Below are 21008 nucleotides of genomic sequence, written 5' to 3'. Positions count from 1 at the left end.
CTAGGCCGACAATATTGCACTATTTGTCTAAGCCGCATTATTTATATAACCTTACCAATAACGCTAACCCAATAGATTAACTCATGAATCTAGCACTGTTTGATTTTGATGGAACAATCACAAAGCAAGATACCTTTACCAAATTTATCTTCTACGCCACACCTAAAACTAGATTAATCATCGCTGGTTTATGTTTATTACCGATCATACTGCTATACAAACTAAAACTTCTCCCGGCGAGTATAACTAGACCCCTAGTCGCCAAAGCCGCATTTATCGGCCGATGCCACAAAGCAGTTAATCAATCAGCCCAACAATATGTTGATGAATATATACCCAGCGTTTTGCGCCAAAGTGCAATTGCACAAATAAAGTGGCACCAACAGCAAGGTGACACTATTTATTTAGTTTCAGCGTCACTAAATCCTTATTTAGAATTATGGTGCAAACAAATGGGCTTAAGGCTCATTTGCAGCGAACTTGAAGTAAAAAATGGCAAATATACAGGACGCTACGTACAAGGAGATTGCAGTAAACAGACCAAAGCCAAATTGATTAAACAAACAATTCAATTAGCCGACTACCAACAAATATATGCCTATGGTGATACCCCAGAAGATAAACAAATGTTGGCATTGGCTGATGTACGCTTTTATCGCGGCAAGCCTATATCAAACTATGATAATTGATTCATATGAACCTTTTTAAAATTCGCTTCGTCTCTAATAACAAACCCCATATAAGCTAAGGAATTCAGTGCAACAAGCGGAAATTGATTTACTGGTAATGTCAGCACAAAGTGGCAACCAAGCGGCGTTTGCAAAATTGGTTAGTAGCTTTAACCAACCACTGCTGCATTTTGGTTATCGTTTATGTGCGAACCCAGAGTTGGTCAAAGATGCCGTGCAGGAAACTTGGTTAAACACAGCCAAAAGTTTGCATAAGTTAAATGATCCCAGCGCGTTTCGCTGTTGGTTATATCAAAACTTGCGTTGGCGCATAACCGACTTAGCTAGAAAACAACAGCTAGTCGATCACAATGAAATCACAGACAAGCTTGATGATGTTGCAGCACAAAACAAACAGGCAAGTAATGTTAGCGATGAATTGACCAAAGCCATTGCGCAGTTAGGCGACATTGAACAACAAGTACTGCACTTATTTTATTTGGATGAAATGAAAATGGTCGAGATTGCCGCTGTACTCAGTATTCCAGTTGGCACAGTTAAATCTCGACTCGATAGAGCACGTAAACAGTTAAAAACCTTATTGGAAGATTAGGAGAAGCGATATGAAACTTGATGAGCAAATTAAACAGTCTTTACAGCAAGAAGCACAACAACTAGACGCGATACTTGCGCAACAGCCGGGTATTTTTGGCATGATAAATAACTCGTACCGCGGCGCGTTGCGCATTTGGTTAATCATAGCCAGTATTGCCGGTGTTATCGCCACTGCTTTATTACTTTGGTGTGGCTATGAGTTTGTTATGGCCGAATTAGTTATTGATAAAATACATTGGGGTATTTGGTTTATTGTCAGTTTATTTATTCAAGCTATGTTGAAACTATGGTTTTTTATGGAAATGAACCGCAATTCGACGGTGCGTGAAATAAAACGTTTAGAGCTAGCAGTTGAGCGCTTATATAAAAGGTTAGAGAGTTAAGTTCTATACAGTTCAACTCAATTAAGGTGGGCTTACTTGCGCAGCTTAGTCCACCTAATTTCTATTCGTTCAATACAATTAGGCTTTTAAAATCTCAGGATTAATAGTCACACTAGCAGAGTCTGTTGATAACCAAATTTCGCCATCTGTGATATTACATTGAATATTCATATTGCGTTGTGCAAGTTCAGCCAGCGCCTGTACGCTGGGTTCAGGAATATTAATAATGGTTAAATTAGTATAACGCGCCAACGCTTGCTGGTTTTGTTGCCACCAGATTGGCACACTTTTACCACCATAAGTAATTAACAATACCTGTTTGGCGCGGCCACAGGCTTTACGCAACCACTTTTCGTCGCTCTGGCCAAATGCTACCCATAAATTAATTTCGCCACTTAAACTTTTATCCCACAACTCAGCTTCGTCATCATCTGACGACAGTGCTTTGCTAAAACACAAAGTTTCGCTGGCGCGCATCATAAAAGCTAATAAGCGCACCATCATGCGAGCATTATTTTCCGACGGATGCTGCGCTATGGTTAATTCGTGATCTTGATAATAATTTCTGTCCACATCCACTATGTTTAATTTGGCTTTGAATATTGTTGCTTTTAATGCCACAGGATTTATTCCTCAATTAATTTAGCAGTGTCAGTTTGCTCTACTTGAGCCGCTTCTAACGCTTGTTTCTCGCGTTCAGCCTTTGAAATATATTTGGGTTTGGAGCTACGTACATTTTTAGCATTGGCTTTTTTCGCGCGTTTTTTCAAAATGGTAAAAATTTTTTTCTTGCGGTTCATTTCAAACAACTTAGATTCAAAGAAGGGAATTGCGCTAAATTATATACAAAAAAGCATAGATAAGCATGCGTGGATAAATGGTTTAGCTTGAGATATTTAACCTGAACTCTGGATAACAACCTGCTTTCTAGGGGGTATTTAGATAAAAAGCCTTTGTCCACACATGACAAAGGCTTTTGCACACAACAAAATGTGGTAACCCACGAACACGACTCTACCCTATACAAAGTAAAAATTTGGTTAAGGCAAACTAGAATGTGCTCAGCTACAAATAAAGATGTGTGCCATTGCGCTCAATCACTGAGCTACGTGAAAGGTTAAGACTGTCGCCAAACATCAGCATAAACAGTTGTTTTTGGGTTTGGTATTGAGTGATTTTCTGCGAAAAGCAGCTGTCTGAATTGTCGCTGCAGCCCAATAATTGTGGATTTTGTGTAAGCACAGTTAAATCGGCAATAACGTATTCTGGTTGATATTGTTTGAGTAGTTGTGCCGTTTTGCCTGCGTCTTGTTCTGCTATCAAGAGCACTAAGTTTTTTGCTTGCCAAGCAGGGAGTTGCTGCAACTTAGTAAATCGCTGCCAGTCGGGTTTAACGCCAAATACACTGGCGGCAGTCGACTGTTGATATTCAAGCAATCGCGCCAGTGATACTTTTTGCCCTTGTAAATAAAAACTCGGCACAGCATTAATTTGATAAGCGTCGACATATTGAGTGTTTTGTACCATTAAATCACTCTGTAGTTCACCATCACATTGTGGTTTTTGCCGCTGTGCAACTGCGGCCAATATAGCTTCACTGACTGGGCGCTGACATTGAAAAAATTCACTGCTTCTTTGTTTACTAGCAGAGCCTAATATGGGTGCCCAAAATAGATAAATATTGTAGCCAGCGAGTTGGTCAAGTTTGGGTATTACCTTAATACAGTAGGAGCAAAATGGATCTTTAAACACTAATAAGTTTGGTCGGTCGGCACGCCAGCTATTGAGTAAAAAAGCCTGTTGAGTGACAGGATCGGGTATTGGCATCACCTGCTGCGCCCGCGCAGGCAGCAACAGGTTAACCACCAATACAGCTATAAACAGCCAGTTAATTGGCTTGATCAATATTAACTTGCTGCTCATGCTGCATTTGCTGTAACGCAATAGGTAACACAAGTTCATTATACTCAGCCAATTTCTGATGAAGCTTTTGTTCTATTTGTTGCTTTTTATATCTGTCACTTAAGTTTTCATCCAAGTCAGCCATCAAAACTTCAATTTCAGCTTGTTTGAGCGCAACTTGCTGTTTGCGCTCACTCAACAGTTTGGCGGAGTCAGTGACACTTTCAGGTTTGTTATCCACCAGATCTTGCTGAGATGAGTCAACTCCTTGCGGCAAATTTTGCACTTGCTCAACATCACCGCCTCCCCCCTGTTGCTGTTGCACCGAAGGTGAATGTTTGGAGGCTTGTTCAGTCGGCCATAACTGATACAAAAGCACACCAACACATACACCTATGAAGACTATGAATATTGCTTTTAACTTTTTCATATTAATCACATATTCCTATTGCTTTATTCCGCTGTGGTAAAAGTACGCGTGCCACCATTTCGTGTATTACCCACTAAGTCTGGCACATAGTTATACAGCTCAACAACATACTGAGTGTTGGCTTGTAAGTCTTCATCAGGGTCGAGCGTAATTTGGCTGCCATTAACTGTATAACTAACCGCCACTAAGTTACCGCCTTGTTTTAACAGCGGCGCTGCGCGTAAATCGAGGGTTTCGTCATAATCCAATACTATATTGCTGCCAACCGCAATACCTGTGCTGTTATGCTCAGGCGTTATTGTTTGTAGTGTTGGGCCGCCAGTATCATTACTGCTATTCGCATTAGTGGTGAAACTCAAAGTATAGTCTGTTAACTTATTACCAGCGTAGTCACAAACATCTGTTAATGCCAATTGATAACTGCTTTCTGTGGCAAAACCTGCGGCAGCTTTTACCGTTAAAATATTGCGGCCATTAGTTAAACTCAGTGTTGTAGCAACATCTTCGCCACCTAAGGTCAGGTCAATACCATTGGCAAGTATGCAAGCGCCACTTAATGGCTCTGACATCTCTAATACTAGCTGGCCATTAATCGGCATGTCAGTTTCGCCAGTTGCAATATTGCTGCGACTTACAGCTGGTGCTGTTTCATCCGCTTCAGTATCCGTACCAGTAACAAAATATTTGTAGTTATTTGTTGCGATACGATTGCCGGATAAATCAGTCAGGTAAGGGCTATAGCCAACATACAAATAATAAGTATGTTCTGCGGTTAACAAATCATCTGGCGTTAAAGTTAAAGTCATACCGTCTGCGGTTAAATCCCAACTGCTGGCGATGGTCACTCTATCTGTGTTGTCCCACAAATAGAAGGTATTGCCATCAATTGTGGTTTTATCCACCCGCTCAGCGAAATGCACTTGCAACAATGGATTCAGCGCCACACCTTGGGTGTTATTATTGGGTATACCCCAATGTGCCACGCCACTGGTATGGAAGTCGCCGGTACCACTGGTCGTAAAATCAACCACCAAATCAGTTGCTAATGTATTGCCACTGATATCTTTGAGACCTGTCACAGTTAAGCTGTAGTCAGTATCAGCCATCAATAACTGTTTTGGCACTATGGTTAACAAGGTGCGGCCACGAGAAAGCGATAGATTAACCGGCACATCTACACCTAAAGCAGTTTGTAAACTCACTGCATTATCCACCAGCGGATTGAGCGATTCACTAAAGCGTACGTTAAAGCGTAAGTTAACAGGTATACCGCTTTGTCCGTCTGTCACACTTGTGCTAACAACTGTTGGCGCTGTTTCATCTGCAGCGGCACCTGTGGTGAAATAACGATAATGATTACCCAGGGTATTACCGCTAAGATCACGCATATAATAAGCATAGACATAATACTGACTAGCGGTATCTAGTGCTTCATCAGGTACAGTAGTTAAACGCATACCATCCGCGGACAATTGTGAGCTAGAAGCTATGGTTTCTCTGGTGGTATTGTTGTACATATACACACCAGAAGCCGTTACACTAACTGGATCAATTGGTTCGTTGAATATCCATTCCACCACAGGATTAGTCGCCACATCTTGTTGATTATTACTATAAGCAACATCTACAAGCTCAGGTCTAACAAAATCAGGCCCAGCTAGTGTAGTAAAGGTCGTAGAATCTTCTACCACTTGATTTTCCGCCATATCCAACATGCCAGCAAAAGTTTCTGTATGTTCAGCTTCTGAAGGTAGAGGGGTTAATTTACGGTAAATCACCACTTGGTTATTTTCGCTAAACTGCACACTAATGTTGGCACCATCAGCATAATCAAAAGTCAGTGGGTTCATTGGTTCATCAAAACGTACAGCAAACAAGGTATTCACCCCAACACCTGTTTGTTGATCAGGTGGGCTTAAGCTACTGATCATAGGTTGTCTATCATCCGCAACTGCATCTGCCGCTGTGTTAAAGTAAGTCGCATAATTAGTGCGTAAATTATCACCATCAGTATCTTTAATTGCATTTGAATACCAAACGTAATATTGGTTATCCGCAACTAAAGCTGCATCAGGGGTTACACGGATTATGGTGCCAGTTGCATCTAGCTCAGCACTGCTCGCCAATACAGTCCAATTGTCTGTGACATCATATAAAATAATGGTTTCAGAGCCGAAGGTGCTGCTATCTAGCGGTTCGGTAAACTGTGCGGTTAATATCGGATTCAGTGGTACACCCGCAGTATTATTAACTGGATGATAAGCGACAATTGTTGGCTGAGCGCCTACTCCGTCGGTCGCCACACTGGTATTAACATAACTACTATAGGTTTGCAGCGCATTACCTGTGGTATCCACAACTGAACTGTCGAGGTATAAACTGATACGACTAGAATCTGGGAAGTTACCATCAGTTGGTGTTACACGAATAGTGCGACCGTCGCCCATTAATGCCACATCTACAGGTAACAATACTCCATCGTCAGTCACCTTGATTGCAGCATCTATGCTCGCCAAAGTTAGGGCTTCAGATGCATACAAGGTAATTTCTTCTAAGCCAATCCAATTAGAACTACCATTGGCTGGAATTTGCGTCACTATAGTTGGACGTGTGACATCATTAGTCACTGTGCCTGTGGTAAATGAGCTGATAAATGGCGCAACTGCATTGCCAGCTAGGTCTTGAACATTCTCAGTCACTATAACACTGACTAAACTTGCATGAGGTAACGAAGCTGAAACTGTCACATCGCGGCCATCAGCCGAACGGAATACACTTGGTGTAATCACAACACCGTTCGCATACAGAGCAATATTTTGATTAGTAATACTGCTAGATAACATAGGTTCACTGAAACTCAGCACTACACTATGTGCTGGGTTCACATCAACACTATCCGCTGCAGGTGATATTGCACTAACAGTTGGTGCAACGGAATCAGCAGCTTCTTGCGTATTAAAGTAACGTGTACCAAGGTAACGAGTATTACCGGCTAAATCCGGCACATTGTAATACAGCTCGATGGTATAGCGAGTATTGCCTGCTAGCGTAATAGCCGGAACAAAGGTAATAACATTCTCTTCAACCGTATATTGACCAGGTACTGTAATACCACCACCTGTAACTGGCGGACGACTGCGCGCATCAATTGCTTCATCAAAAGTCATCACAATTTCAGTTAACTCAACCTCAACTTCGGTTGCTTGATGAATTGGTGAAATAGTCGATAAACTCGGTCCAGAGCTATCCGCATCAGCACTCACCAAAGTGGTAAAGTTAACTAAAGTTTGCGCCAACTCATTACCTGAATAATCACAAATACCATTAACGGCTAATTGATATTCAGTAGCAGCTTGCAAGTTTTGTTGGCCTTGAATGGTTAAGGTTCGTCTATCGTTTTCCATTGATACTTGAATATCAACCGCTTCGCCGCCAGTAGTTAAACTAAAGGCAGGTGCTATTTGGCAGGTATCGCTGAGGCGCTCAGAAAGCACAATCACAACTCGGCCATTTACCGGTACATCAGTATCCCCTTCAACCACACTAATTTGCTCTAATTCAGGTGCAGCTTCATCTGCACTGTCACCTGTGTAGAAATAGTGATAGTTATTCTGTCCAACTCGATTTCCTGCGTAATCATGTAAATAAGGTGAATAACCCACATAAAAATAATGTAGATGATTTGCTCTAAGCGCTTCGTCAGGGACAAAGTTAAGGGTTAAACCATCAGCTGACAACACCCACTCACCAGCAACACTAATACGCGCATCATTGTCGTATAAATAGAAGGTATCCGTATCTATAGTTGCTTTATCAACAGGCTCACTAAAGTGCACTTCAAGGTTAGGATTGAGTGCAACACCACGGGTATTATTTGGAATACTCCAGCGCACTATGCTTCCAGCAGTTAAATCAACCGTTGCACCTGTTGTGAAGTTGAGCATTAGCGTTTCAACTTGTTGGTTACTACTTAAATCAGACACACCTTCTATGGTTAACAAATAATCTTGCATTGGTGCCAATAAGTGGCGTGGGACTAAGCTCACTAAACGGCGTCCACGATTTAAACTAATATGCACAGGCACAACTTGACCACTAGAGTCGGTTAAGACAATGCCACCTAAATCAAGTGGATTGAGCATTTCGCTAAAGCGCACATTTAATCTAACATTGGTTGGTAACTCTGTTTGACCATCTATTATGCTGGTGTTAACCACTTCAGGTGCAACTACATCTTCAGCAAAACCTGTAGTGAAATATCTATAGTGATTACCTAAATTGTTACCGGCCAAGTCGCGCATGTAGTAGGCGTAAATATAATATTGACGACCAGCTAACAGTGCTTGATCAGGCATTAAGATTAAGCGTTTGCCATCAGCGGATAATTCATAACTGCTGGCAATAGTCACTCTATCAACATTGTCGTAAATATATACGCCTGAGCTAGTCACACTAATAGGGTCGATTGGCTCACTAAAGGTCCATTCAAATGCACTATTTAATGCAATATCTTGCTGATTATTAAATACGGATACATCTGTCACGCTAGGTTGAACAAAGTCTGGGCCTGTTGTGGTGGTAAACTGAGTTTGACTACCGACCGCCATATTACCGGCTAAATCCGCCATTTCAGGACTCATAGCAGTAATTTCACTTTCGCTCGCCAAAGGTTGCAACATGTTGTAACGCACAGTTAGATTGTTTTCCGCAAACTGCACATTAATCGCACCTTCTGCTGCAAAGGTTATTGGATTAATTTGTTCACTAAAGCGTGTCGCAAACCAAGCATTGGTGCCGACATTAGTTTCACCATCTGGTGGACTCATAGCTGCAACTGTTGGTTGGGTATCATCGACAATTGAATCAGCATCAGTTTGGAAATAAGTTGCTGAGTTACCTTGTAAATTATCGCCATCTGTATCCAACAAGGCGGTCGAGAACCATAAATAATATTGGTTGTCGGCAACTAAACCATCATCAGCAACTACCTGTGCAATTCGCCCTGTATCATCTAAGGTAATGGTACGAGGCATCACACTCCAATTGTCTGTGACATTATAGAGAATGGCACTTTCGCTGGTGAAGCTGGTTAAATCCATTTCTTCGCTAAAGCGCGTTAAGATAATGGCATTCAATGGCGTACCTCGGCTGCCATTGTTCGGGAAGTAAGATTCAACTCTAGGTCTAATACCCAAATTATCTGTGGTGGTTGAGGTATTAAAGTATGAGTTATGCGCATGTAATGGGTTGCCAGATAAATCTAATACACTGCTATCCCAATACAATTGAATTAACGCATTGTCGTTAAAATCTGTATCTTTAGTCACACGTATAGTGCGGCCATCACCTAACACATCAATTTCAACCTGAGCTAACACACCATCTTCAGCTAGGTTAAATGCATCGGCTAAAGTACTTTCATCCACAGCTTCATCTGTGTAGAAATACACTTGATTAATATCTGTCCAGCCACTTGAACCATTAACTGGCGTCTGCGCTATGATGCGTGGGCGAGTATTGTCGGTATCGGCTACGCCTGTGGTGAACGAACTCACAAACGGAACTATCGCGTTACCCGCTAAATCTTGCACACCGTCTGTCATGACCACAGAAACAATTGCTGAATGCGGCAATGAAGCAGATAGCGTCACTTGACGTCCATCAGCCGAACGGAAAATATTAGAACTGAGCACAGAGCCGTTATAGAACAGTGCTAAGTTATTGGCATTTAACGTATTTAAATTAACAGGTTCATCAAACGACAACACCACATTTTGTGCAGGATGAATATCATTCGACATATCCGCTGGTGAAATTGCCAAGACACTCGGTACTTGGGTATCTTCAACTACTTGGGTATCAAAGTATCTTGTACCACCATAACGTGTGTTGCCTGCTAAATCAGGTACATTGTAATAAAGCTCCACGGTAAAGCGTGTACTGCCAGGTAATAAAATATCTGGGGTAAAGGTAATTACCGCACCATTTACTTGATAACTACCAGGCACTGTAATGCCAGCACCTTTAATTGGTGGTGCAGAGCGTAAATCAATCGGCTCATCATAGGTCAATACAACTTGAGTGGTTACATCTATATCTGACGTTGCATTGGCAGGGCTGATATCTAATAAACTTGGACCACTAGTATCTTCAGCTTCGGCATCAACTGTGGTGAAAGACAATTGATATGTTTCAGATGCATTACCCGCATAGTCACATAAACCATCTAGGGTTAAGGTATATTCAGTCAAGGCTGTGAGATTTTCTTGCGGCGTAATGGTAATAGTGCGGCGATCATTCGCAAGGGCCGTATCAACTGCAATTTGCTCTTCACCTGCCACCAACTGAACCGCATCCGCTATCGGACAACTGTCGCTGATAATTTGATCCATATACAAGACCACTCTGCTATTGAGCGGCGCTTGGTCATTATCCATACCTAAATTACTGGCACTAACGGCAAGAGTTTCATTGTCTAAATCACGGCCGGTATAAAAATAATGATAGTTATTTTGTGCAATCAAATTACCCGCTAAGTCTTGCAAATACGGTGAATAACCAACGTATAAATAAAACAGGTGGTTTTCACGGAGAGGTTGATTTGGTACAAAGGTTAATCTGCGACCATCTTCGCTGAGTATACGTTGGCCAGCAACCGATAAATTGGTGCTGCTGTCGTATAAATAAAAACTGCTGGAGTTAACACTGCTAGGATCGATAGCTTCTGAAAATTCAACCGCCAATAATGGGTTACGCGCAACATCGCGTGAATTATTTGGAATACTCCAACGTATCGCTGAGCCAGTTTCAGTGTCGGCGACATCACTGGTCATAAAGTTAATTTCAATAGGATTAGCTAACAAGTTGCCACTTAAGTCCTGCACACCGTCTATCCATAAGGTATAACTTTCATTGGCATTAAGATTTTGTACTGGCGACAATACAACTCTGCGTCTGTCATTGCTTAAACTGCGACTGACAGCAACCTCAGCACCAACTGAGTTAAGCAATTGGATTTGGGTTAAATACAGCGCATTTACTGCTTCATTGAAACGCACAGCTGGTTGGACATTGACCGGAATATCCGTTGCTTCGTCGAGCATGCTAGTCGCAACCACTTGTGGGCCACTGCCATCTATATCAAACGAGGTATCAAACCAACGTGATGTACCAACAAAGGGGTTATTGAAAGTATCTTGAATGCCACTGGTTAGGTAAACATAATGACGACGGCCAACCAACAAAGGCACATTCGGAATAAACGAAATCGCTGAGTTATTTTCTGCTATGTCTAAAATACCACCTATGCGTTGACCACTAGATTGGTCAACCACATACATAGTGTCTTCAGTAACAGTTACAGGATCGATTGGCTCACTTAAAATCGCAGTGATCACGGCATTCACTGGAATATTGGAACTGCCATTAACTGGACTGATATCAATCAGAGTTGGTCTTTCTTCATCAACACAATTACCTGTGGTAAAGGTTGAAGTAAAAGTTTCAGCCAAAGGATTACCAGCTTCGTCTCTAACGCCACTGACTTCGATTGTGTAGCTACTATTATCCGCCAACAAATTGGTTGGATTAAATATCAGCTCAGTATTGCCAGTTGTTAAACTTTGCACACCAGATAACACTGTGGTGTCTTCAGCAATTAGCTGAATACTGAGATCGGTTAACGAACGACGTAAAATAGCTTCATTAAAGATCACACTTATATTGCTGTTTTCACAAATATCGGTCGCTGCATCTGCTGGGTCAATTGAGCTCACTTCAGGTGGTGTGACGTCCGGATTAAGTGGATCTGTGCCAGCGGCGACTTCATCACCATCGGTTCTTTCATCGTCATCTGAGTCTGTGTCGAGCGGGTCTGTTGCTAACTCTATTTCTAAACCATCAAGTAGACCGTCACCATCTGAATCTGGGTTTTCAGGATCTGTATTCCAAGTAAATACCTCTTCATTGTCACCTAAACCATCGCCGTCTTCGTCTGGTTCGACGGTTAACAACGCCAGATCGTCGCCAACATTGTTACCAAAATCGACCGCTTCGACCAGTATATTCATACTGGTGATGCCAGCTGGTACAGTAATAGGTACTTCGTATGGTCTGGTTGTATCCGAGGCAACTATAGTGCCATTTACCCGTATTTGCACAGTTGCAACTGCCACATCATCTGTTGCTTCTGCTCTGACTAAAATACGGCTGCCTTCAACCACAACATCACCATCAGGTGGTGATATTACTTCAACGCTCGGGGGGATACCTTGGTTGTCATTTAAGATTCGATATTGCGAAATATATAATCGACTGGTGGCGGTTGAATAAACAAACCCAGCATCAATCGATAGTGAGTTTGCATCTCTATCACCGAACTGACGAATATCAATCACACCTTGGAAGATAGAATTTTCAGGATCGGCTATGTTGACAAAAGGCACAGCATTAACAAACAAGATGTCGCTAAAGAAAGCAAAGCCATTGGTCAATTCAACATCCGATGGGTAAAAACGTGTATCACCACCCACTATAGTTGGGCGCATTGGGTCGCTAAGATTTATGACTTTGTAACCACAGGTATAACAGGCGACATAAGCATAATCACCGTCCATCACCACAGCACGAATGTTGCCTATATTGATGCTACCTAGGCGCATAGGTGAAGCTAAATCACTAATATCTAATACGATTACAGCTGAACTATTGGCAACAACGGCTCTATCGTTTGAGACATCCACGCCGATAATTTTGCCTAAATTATCTAGTTTAGCCACGCTAAATGGTGCAGAAACATCTTCAACATTAAATATTTCAAAACCACCACTCTCATTGGCGACAAATATATGGCTATTTTGGGCAGCTAAGTCGACCGCAATCCCATTACTGCCTATGTTGCTGACTAAAGTAGGTTGGCTGACATCAGCAATATTAATAATATCCAAACCCGCATTTGCGACAGCAACAAAAGCATAAGTGCCAACAACTTTGACATCTCTAGCTGTACCACTGGTGACTAATGTGCTGACAATTTCAGGGTTGGTTTTGTCGCTGGTATCGACTATGTGTAAACCTGCACTACCGGCAGCTATATAGACATAATCGCCTTGCACATCATTGTCATAAGCAGTGCCACTAAATGACAAAGTTGATATGCCGGCTGGTTGAAAACTTTCAACTGTTACTGGCACTTCAACCGATAAATCAAACAAAGACACTGTCACTGTAGCATTGCCTTCCGCACCACCAAATATTTGTCCGTCGGTAATACCAAAACTGACTGTGGCTAAGTCGCTCGATTGATAACTGGTGCCATTTGATTTAGCGGTAACATCTAAACTTGTGCCATCTAATACTGTTGCTGTCACAGTTAGTTGAGTGCTGACTTCGCTGTCGATACCGTTAAAAGTCATCACCACATTTTCGGGTACAACACTAATAGCGGTAATCGCATTTTGATAATCGGCTTCGCTGCTATCTGTTGGTGATGAGCCTAATGTCACTTCAACAAAATCAGATAAACCATCACCGTCTGAATCTGCTAATAATGCATTGGTAATAAACCCATCTTCACCTTCAATAATTTCTTCACCATCGTCTATGCCATCACCGTCTGTGTCGGCTAAATCAATGTCTGTGCCTGCTAGATATTCATCTAACGCACTTAAGCCGTCGTTGTCTCTATCTTCAAATGCATCTGCCGGATCGTTCGGGTCTAATCCATTAGCGCTTTCATAATCATCGGGTAAACCGTCTCCATCCTGATCACCAGTGAAACTGACTCTAACTAAACGTGTTGCCACTTGGCCATCTTTGCTAGCAGTAATTAATGCGTTACCACTGCCAACCGCAGAAATTAAACCATTGGCGTTAACACTCGCGACCGCAGAATTAGAACTGGTGTAATTGGTTCCAGAGGTGGCAGCGGTAACATTGTCTAATAAACCGCCCGGATATTCGGCGGTAACGTCAAGTTGATAAGTTTGCCCAAGTGCGGTTAGGCTAATTTGAATTGTGGTTAAAAAACTTATGCGTACCGGCACAGGCTCTTGTTCAACGAATTGAATTTCGCCAACCCGAGTTATGCCATTGGTAAGCAGGTTAAAATAACCTGATTGACCGGATAAAGTAGTGCCTTCTTCGCCAACACAAGTTGCCCTAGCTCTGACTGCACCTTGATTAGAAGGTACGTTTGGTAGTGACCAGCCACCATCTTCTGCCACCTGTATAGTGCGGTTTAAAATATTCACCACACAGTTTTCATCCAACTCTTCAGCTTTGGTGGCTGTCACCAAAGCACTACTTAAAAAGCAGGCTGTCAGCAGTATTCGTCCAGTCTGGATAAAGTTTTTCATTAGCTGATACCGTAGTCTGTATTTTTGGTTACAACTCCAACCACTCTGCAATTTGTTGTTTAATTCCGATATTGCGTTTGACATTGCCAAAACAAATATCAGAATCGACTATTGCCTTACGTTGATCTTTCACTAGCAGATAAACAGCGCCACCTCGCGCATATCTGCCACCTTTGCCGTAAACCATTTCTACTCCCCTGACATCCTTCAGAGAAAACCAATCTTCCGATTTAATCCATAAAAACCGCGTATGTAACACCACAGTTTTATTGTGTTTGTCGAACATTGTTTTGCGGCTGCGCTGAATTGCTAAAACAACCAAACAAACACCATTAAAAATTAAATAATCTTCTAGCTTTAAATCTTTGTCGCCAAAAACTGCAGCCAGCCAAAACAGTGATAAAAAGCCGAAAACCAGCAAACTGATACATTTGGGAAATGCGCTAACCACAAGTCTGTCACTGTCTTGTTGTAGAATTCGTGCCATATCAACCTGCCTGTGCCATATGTAGTTTTTCTTTGCTCAACCTTTCTTTGAGCTTTTGAAAAAACACTGCATTCATATAAGCTTGGTCAATGCGCCAGCGACCATTTTCGAGTTCAAAAGGTAACAAGTGATATTCGCTGTCTATTTGCACACCTATCAAGACATACTGACCCATCAAGATAAAATCTTTCAGCTGTGCAACCGACTGTTTGGTAAAAGTGGCGCGCCAAAAATTGTAAACACGGCGGGCTTTTTTCAGCTCTACTTTCGCTTGCCAATCTTGCAAAGTGGCTTGATTCCAACTAGTTAACCACCAATCAAAATTATCTTTACGCAGTGCTGATAAAAATTGCACTAACTGACGATCAGCGCCCTCATTAACATCACGCATTTGTATATCAAACTGAGTTAACACCACATCTGTGTACTGCATACGTTGATATTTGTAGTGTTCAACTAAAGTAAAACTGCGTTCGCCTTCATCTTGAAAACGTGTTGCCACAGCACCAACCAACATAGGCATAGTGAGCAACAAACAACAAAACGACTTGGTAACCTGTGTGATTAACTTATTCATATACAATCACCTTTCTGTCTTCACCATTTATCCATGGGCTGTAACGCAACAAAGGTTCGCGGCGTAAATCTAAACTGACTAACCACTGTTGTTCACGCTGGCTAAAAACCACAGGTAAATCTATCGGACCTGGTTTGCCATTGGCTCCAGCAACGTTGTAAATAATGATGATGTGCTGAGGTAATACAATTTTTTGTTTAAAGGTGATTTTTCGCCCAACAAACTGTTTTTGCCAAGTATCCAACCAATAACTTTGGTTCAGACCTTTGCTCGAAAAATACTCAAGTGCTAAATGTTTCGAATCCCCTTCCCAAGTATCTAACCACCATTGATAATCGAGCGATGCAATCGCTGACATACGCGAAATAAAAGCTTCTTCAGCTGAGGCCATAGACGAGTATTTACGTTGGACTAAACGCACTTTTTCGTAACCTTTTTTGGGCTCGTATAACTGATAGTGATAAACCTGTTCAACACTGATCACACCTTCTGTTGCTTCACCCACAGCAAAGGTGGGTGTCGCCCAAAAGTTATTTTGTGCCACCAGCGAAAAACTAATTAACATCATCCATAAATAGGTTAATCCACAACAAACTTTCACTTCTGCCTCCTTAATCTGGCAATGGAATATCAATAGTGGCAATGCTGCCTGAGTTCACTAGTTGAATACTTGTGCTGCCGCCAGTTTCAACCCAAGAGCCTTCAGCGACTATAATAGTTGCTTCGGCCGACACACCATTGTGGCCTATACCACCAGTGACTTTTTCGCAATTCACCCCAGCTTGAATATTAATGCCGGTTTTGAGTTTGCCTTCAATACGAATAATGTCGCATGGGCGTTTATCGTTAGGAGGTCCACATTCGGTTGGTGACGAAGCTGGATTTGGCACACTACCAAATGGGCCACCACCTACACCTAAATCACCTTTCACTTCACCACCCCAACAGTTGTCGCCCTGACATTCACGTTTAGTCCGGCTAATACTAAATTTGCCATCAAAACCCACTTCAAAACGAATGCCGTAGGCAATGCCAATTTCTCGGCCTAACACACTAAAGGTATAGTCACCCGACCAAGGAGGGATAGTCGGTGTCCATGCGTAACTCCAGCGCGGGAATATCACAGTGCCTTCGTCTTTTTCTTCACGGGTCATAACACCATTTTGTTGAGTACAACAGACCTCTTTAATACTGTTGCTTAACGACAAGGCTATTTCTGGGATTTTTCGGTCGGCACCTAAAAAGTCGAGCACTTTATTCACATCAGCGATAAAGTTTTTCACGCCATTGAAGGTGATAGAGGTACTACTAATTTCGTTGTCCGGTTTTTTCGTTTCTTTACCGTCTTGGCAAATAATACATTTATCTTCGTCTGGAACGTGGCCATCAGGTTTTGGTTCAGGGCCCTCATCACCACATGTGGTACACAAACTTTCATCTGAATTATCCACCACTTGCATTGACGAGCCATTTTCACAAACAAAAGATTTACAGTCGCCAGTTTCATCATCCGGTGGAACATCAGCATCGTCATTGACGTTAGTTAATGTGCCTTCTTGGCATTCTGGTTTTTTACAATCACCTTGTTGATCCATTCCTGCAAGCCTTGGATCACCTTCTGCTGGCACACAGTTACATTCTCCATCACAGTCCTGACAAATTGGACAGTTGTGCGCACATGCTTGACCACCAGGTTGTGAACCACAATGCCAACCAGCTTTAATAACACCGACACCTTGGTTCGAAGCGACAACTGTGCCATCTTCACTGACAGTACCTAAACCAATAGCAACAAACTCTTCGAGATCATGGTCGAATGAATACATTTCCACCTGCGCACCCGCTTCGTGAGCATCAACATTGGGTAAGGTTAATCTTGCTGGTGGATCAAATCTTGTACCTGTTGGTTGTATGGTCACAATAAATTGTGGCTGCATACCATTAGGTGGTGCCATGGGCACAGTACCGGCATTGACAGGGGTAACAGAAACAAAACCTTGGCGACTACCATCTGGGAAAGTGACTGAATCTTTTTTGATATCCAGTTTAAAACCAGGAAATTCATCTAGGGTTAAGGATACATCTTCAGCACCTGCATAAACTGCGTTATCTGTGTTGAGTTTCACCATATAAATGGGCGCGGATAATGGATTAGCCACCCCAGCAACTGTCACTAGGTTGTAACCCAAAGATGGAAACTCACCTTCCACAGTTGTGGTAGAACCATCAGCAATTAAATGTACTGGGCCAACCGGCGCTTGGGTGATCACAAAACGACCATTTTCATTGGTGACTGCTTCACGGGTGCTGCCTTCAACCCGTATAGTCACATTGGGTATAGGTGTTTCTTGATTATCTAACACCACACCAGTAATAGTGGTTGCACCGGGATCTGCAGGTACAAATGCAGTTGCACTAAAACCAGCAGTAATAGTTTGACCTTCAGGGGCATCAATTAAGGTGGCGGTTATGCGCTGTGCATCTATGCCAGTTAATTGACCTAATTTATAGGCAACCGACGCACGACCATCCGAATCTGTCGTGCGTTCAATTGAGGTTTGTTGATTGCTAGAAAATACTCCATCCCCTTTAGTTACCGCAAAACGCACACGCGAATTTGGTACTACATTGGCGCCTGCATCTGTCACCACAACCACCATAGCTTCAGGTAACACATTACCAACAGCACCACGTTGATTATTGCCAGAATTAACACTGAGTTTGTTACCAATTTGCCCATTTGCCGAAGCACTGAAAGTGATAGTGCCTGTGTATCCCACCACAGCGGCTGTCACTTTATGATTGTTAACTCCAGTTCTTGCACCCAGTTTAAAGGTAGTTGAGGCTAAACCATTTTCATCTGTATCAACCACAACTGCACGCCCTTGGTTTTCAGTACCAATAGCAACTGCACCTGAGCCTTGTGCGACCCTAAATACCACAGAGGCGTCTTGCACTGGATCGTCATTATCATCTAATACTTGCACTACCAGAGGGTCATTCAACTGATTGTTGATGACTGCATCTTGACCATCACCACTTTCGAGCAGTACACGTTTGCCGAGTAAAATTTCATAAACAAGGTTAATCTCTAGGCTATTGGTATTACCAACCTGATCTGAACCTCGCACTGTGATGGTATTATTCCCTTCTTGCAAAGTTACATTGGTCGCAGAATAACTACGGTTTTGAATATTGGCTTCAACGCCGTTTACCGTTACATTTGCTTGGCTGTCTTCAATGGTGCCACGCACTATATCGTTCACTAATCCAGTAATAGTAACTGTGCTTGAATAAACAGTTTGTTCATCTTGGTGAGAGTCTATGGTTAAGTAAGGTGGTGTTTTATCCAGCGAAACAGAGATGGTATCTGTTTGTATTTGTTGACCATCAACAGCTCTTGCTTCTATGGTGTTTAACCCTTCTTTTAATGCAACTTCACCGCTAAATACGCCATTGTCATTGGTAATAGTGACACCGTTTAAGGTAATAACTGCACCGGCTGACACACTACCAGTTACAGTAATAGGTGAACTACCAACTGTGATTAACGAATCAGGTGTAAGAATTTCAACTGCAAGTAGATCAATTTCTTCATCATCTGGAATACCATTACCGTTATCGTCGTCATCGGCCATCATGCCTAAATCTATACAGGCTTGATCACAATCGTCTGGAATACCGTCTTTATCTGTATCAACTAAATCACCAATTGCGATAAGCGGATATCCATCATCGACATCAAGAATTTGGTCGTTATCATCATCTGTATCTGCGTTATTGCCTGTGCCATCCATATCTGTATCAACAGATTCTGTTGCATCTAGTGGGAATGCATCATCAACATCGGCGACTTGGTCGTTATCATCGTCCGTATCAGCGTTATTACCTGTGCCATCCATATCTGTATCAAGCGATTCTGTTGCATCCAGTGGGAAGGCATCATCCACATCGGCAACTTCATCGTTATCATCGTCTGTATCTGCGTTATTGCCCACGCCATCCATATCTGTATCGACTGATTCGGTCGCATCCAGTGGGAATGCATCATCAACATCGGCAACTTGGTCGTTATCATCGTCCGTATCGGCGTTGTTACCTATACCATCCATATCCGTATCAACAGACTCGGTTGCATCTAATGGGAATGCATCGTCAATATCTGCAACTTGGTCGTTGTCATCATCTGGATCGGCATTGTTACCTACGCCATCCATATCTGTGTCAATAGATTCAGTTGCATCCAGTGGGAATGCATCGTCAATATCTGCTACTTGGTCGTTATCATCGTCGGTATCGGCGTTGTTGCCTATGCCATCCATATCTGTATCAACAGACTCAGTTGCATCTAGCGGGAATGCATCATCAATATCTGCAACTTGGTCGTTATCATCATCTGGGTCGGCGTTGTTACCTATACCATCCATATCCGTATCAATAGATTCAGTCGCATCCAGAGGAAATGCATCATCAACATCGGCAACTTGGTCGTTGTCATCGTCAGAGTCAGCGTTATTACCTATGCCGTCCATATCTGTATCAACAGATTCATTTGGATCAAACGGAAATGCATCAACTACATCTAACACACCGTCATTGTCAAAATCTTGGTTTTCACCACCGACGTTTACTAAGTTATCGTCTTCGATAATCAGCGTAATAGTTGCATCCAATAAAGTGGCATCTTGGCTATTCACAAAAGCTTCAAAGTTTTGTTGCGAAACTTCGTCTAACACCAAAGCTAATGTGTCGTTCACACCATCCGGCAAACTATATTCTGCATTATCAACCACTAACTTTATCAGCGCGGAGAATTTGAGCTTATCAACCACATCTATTCCACTGAGAAGAGTATTCAACTCTGCTTCTGTGGTTACCTCTGCACCTTGGTTGGCGCGTTGTAATAAAGCCGCTTCAGCTGTGGTGACATTGGTTATATTGATAGAGAAATTATCTTCAGCCGACAGTATGCCGTCATCACCGGCTTGGCTGCTTAAGGTCGAAAATGCTGGCAACTGGGATACAAACACAACACCGGGATGAGTTGTTGGATCACCTTCAGCAATTAATTTAACTAACTTATTAATATTGCTTTGGTCCACTTCAATTAGCAGCGAATAACTACCATCAACACCAGCTTGCACCTCAAACTCATCAGAGCCAACAATAATTTTCACTAAAGCATTGGCTAACGGCGCATCCGTCACCATACCTGTTAAAGTAAGAGAGCTTGTGATACGACTGACAGTAAAAGAATGACTATCAGTTGCGGTTGCACCATCGTTATCTGTTACCACAACAGACACAGTTACTTGACTGTCGGCTGTGATATCTTGAGTAGTGATCTGCAAACTGCTATTAGTGCTGGTGCCTAGGGTTACACCATCACCACTTTGCAAGGTCCATTGATAACTTTGCACTGAGCCGTCAGGATCACTCGCATTTGCTTGCAGAGTTAAATTATCCCCTTCAGTAACTTGGGTATCACCAGCAATGGTTACTGTCGGCGATTGATTGGGCATTGGGGTTTCTGGATCTTTGTCGTTTTTGCTACAGGCGGGTAAAAGCAGAGTGGTTACAAGTAAACACCC

Annotated in this window: 12 protein-coding genes; 3 read left to right on the top strand and 9 right to left on the bottom strand. The window is 42.4% G+C overall.

All coding sequences use genetic code 11. The annotated features are described in order from the left end of the window. The first annotated feature begins 83 nt into the window (after positions 1 to 83). From ACMZOO_RS12925 to ACMZOO_RS12915, 3 genes are all read left to right on the top strand, one after another. The gene (locus ACMZOO_RS12925) at positions 84 to 689 is read left to right on the top strand and encodes an HAD-IB family hydrolase (protein ID WP_440903749.1); all 606 of its coding nucleotides are present in this window, start codon (positions 84 to 86) and stop codon (positions 687 to 689) included. A gap of 67 nt (positions 690 to 756) precedes the next feature. Next, entirely contained in the window at positions 757 to 1281 is a 525-nt protein-coding gene (locus tag ACMZOO_RS12920; protein ID WP_440903748.1) for an RNA polymerase sigma factor, read from the top strand. 10 nt (positions 1282 to 1291) lie between these two features. Then, positions 1292 to 1666 (top strand): DUF6768 family protein, encoded by a 375-nt coding sequence (locus tag ACMZOO_RS12915; RefSeq protein WP_440903747.1) that lies wholly within the window; start codon positions 1292 to 1294, stop codon positions 1664 to 1666. A gap of 78 nt (positions 1667 to 1744) precedes the next feature. Here the strand turns inward: ACMZOO_RS12915 and ACMZOO_RS12910 are convergent, their stop codons facing one another. The 9 genes from ACMZOO_RS12910 to ACMZOO_RS12870 all read right to left on the bottom strand — a co-directional run bounded on the left by ACMZOO_RS12910 (position 1745) and on the right by ACMZOO_RS12870 (position 20939). After that, positions 1745 to 2287 (bottom strand): YaeQ family protein, encoded by a 543-nt coding sequence (locus ACMZOO_RS12910; protein ID WP_440903746.1) that lies wholly within the window; start codon positions 2285 to 2287, stop codon positions 1745 to 1747. A gap of 5 nt (positions 2288 to 2292) precedes the next feature. Continuing rightward, positions 2293 to 2466 (bottom strand): DUF2986 domain-containing protein, encoded by a 174-nt coding sequence (locus ACMZOO_RS12905; protein ID WP_440903745.1) that lies wholly within the window; start codon positions 2464 to 2466, stop codon positions 2293 to 2295. Between the two features lie 265 nt (positions 2467 to 2731). Beyond that, positions 2732 to 3589, bottom strand: coding sequence for a DsbA family protein (locus ACMZOO_RS12900; RefSeq protein ID WP_440903744.1), 858 nt, complete (start codon positions 3587 to 3589; stop codon positions 2732 to 2734). Beyond that, complete coding sequence (locus tag ACMZOO_RS12895) at positions 3555 to 3998, bottom strand: hypothetical protein (protein ID WP_440903743.1); 444 nt, start codon at positions 3996 to 3998, stop codon at positions 3555 to 3557. The genes ACMZOO_RS12900 and ACMZOO_RS12895 overlap by 35 nt, the downstream gene beginning before the upstream one ends. Before the next feature lie 23 nt (positions 3999 to 4021). Next, on the bottom strand, positions 4022 to 14353 hold the full coding sequence (locus tag ACMZOO_RS12890; RefSeq protein WP_440903742.1) for an Ig-like domain-containing protein: 10332 nt from the start codon (positions 14351 to 14353) through the stop codon (positions 4022 to 4024). Positions 14354 to 14381: 28 nt separating this feature from the next. Continuing rightward, positions 14382 to 14840 carry a hypothetical protein gene (locus ACMZOO_RS12885; RefSeq protein ID WP_016957426.1) on the bottom strand — a complete coding sequence of 153 codons (459 nt, stop codon included), beginning with the start codon at positions 14838 to 14840 and terminating at the stop codon, positions 14382 to 14384. A gap of 1 nt (position 14841) precedes the next feature. After that, positions 14842 to 15417 (bottom strand): hypothetical protein, encoded by a 576-nt coding sequence (locus ACMZOO_RS12880; protein ID WP_440903741.1) that lies wholly within the window; start codon positions 15415 to 15417, stop codon positions 14842 to 14844. Continuing rightward, a complete protein-coding gene (locus tag ACMZOO_RS12875; protein ID WP_440903740.1) occupies positions 15410 to 16018 on the bottom strand; it encodes a hypothetical protein in 609 nt (202 codons plus the stop codon). Before ACMZOO_RS12875 ends, ACMZOO_RS12880 begins: the two co-directional genes overlap by 8 nt. Before the next feature lie 10 nt (positions 16019 to 16028). Next, positions 16029 to 20939, bottom strand: a complete 4911-nt coding sequence (locus ACMZOO_RS12870; protein ID WP_440903739.1) for a PKD domain-containing protein — start codon at positions 20937 to 20939, stop codon at positions 16029 to 16031. Between the last annotated feature and the right edge of the window lie 69 nt (positions 20940 to 21008).

It is taken from the genome of Catenovulum sp. SX2, assembly GCF_052056295.1.
GTDB lineage: Bacteria > Pseudomonadota > Gammaproteobacteria > Enterobacterales > Alteromonadaceae > Catenovulum.
Note: the sequence above shows the minus strand (reverse complement) of the source record. Positions and strands in the feature narration are given on the sequence as shown.

What these genes read in the sequence shown, in the direction of transcription:
- ACMZOO_RS12925 (WP_440903749.1), top strand. Translation starts at nt 84, where the DNA reads ATGAATCTAGCACTGTTTGATTTTGATGGAACAATCACAAAGCAAGAT.
- ACMZOO_RS12915 (WP_440903747.1), top strand. Translation starts at nt 1,292, where the DNA reads ATGAAACTTGATGAGCAAATTAAACAGTCTTTACAGCAAGAAGCACAA.
- ACMZOO_RS12905 (WP_440903745.1), bottom strand. Translation starts at nt 2,466, where the DNA reads ATGAACCGCAAGAAAAAAATTTTTACCATTTTGAAAAAACGCGCGAAA.
- ACMZOO_RS12900 (WP_440903744.1), bottom strand. Translation starts at nt 3,589, where the DNA reads ATGAGCAGCAAGTTAATATTGATCAAGCCAATTAACTGGCTGTTTATA.
- ACMZOO_RS12895 (WP_440903743.1), bottom strand. Translation starts at nt 3,998, where the DNA reads ATGAAAAAGTTAAAAGCAATATTCATAGTCTTCATAGGTGTATGTGTT.
- ACMZOO_RS12890 (WP_440903742.1), bottom strand. Translation starts at nt 14,353, where the DNA reads ATGAAAAACTTTATCCAGACTGGACGAATACTGCTGACAGCCTGCTTT.
- ACMZOO_RS12885 (WP_016957426.1), bottom strand. Translation starts at nt 14,840, where the DNA reads ATGGCACGAATTCTACAACAAGACAGTGACAGACTTGTGGTTAGCGCA.
- ACMZOO_RS12880 (WP_440903741.1), bottom strand. Translation starts at nt 15,417, where the DNA reads ATGAATAAGTTAATCACACAGGTTACCAAGTCGTTTTGTTGTTTGTTG.
- ACMZOO_RS12870 (WP_440903739.1), bottom strand. Translation starts at nt 20,939, where the DNA reads ATGCCCAATCAATCGCCGACAGTAACCATTGCTGGTGATACCCAAGTT.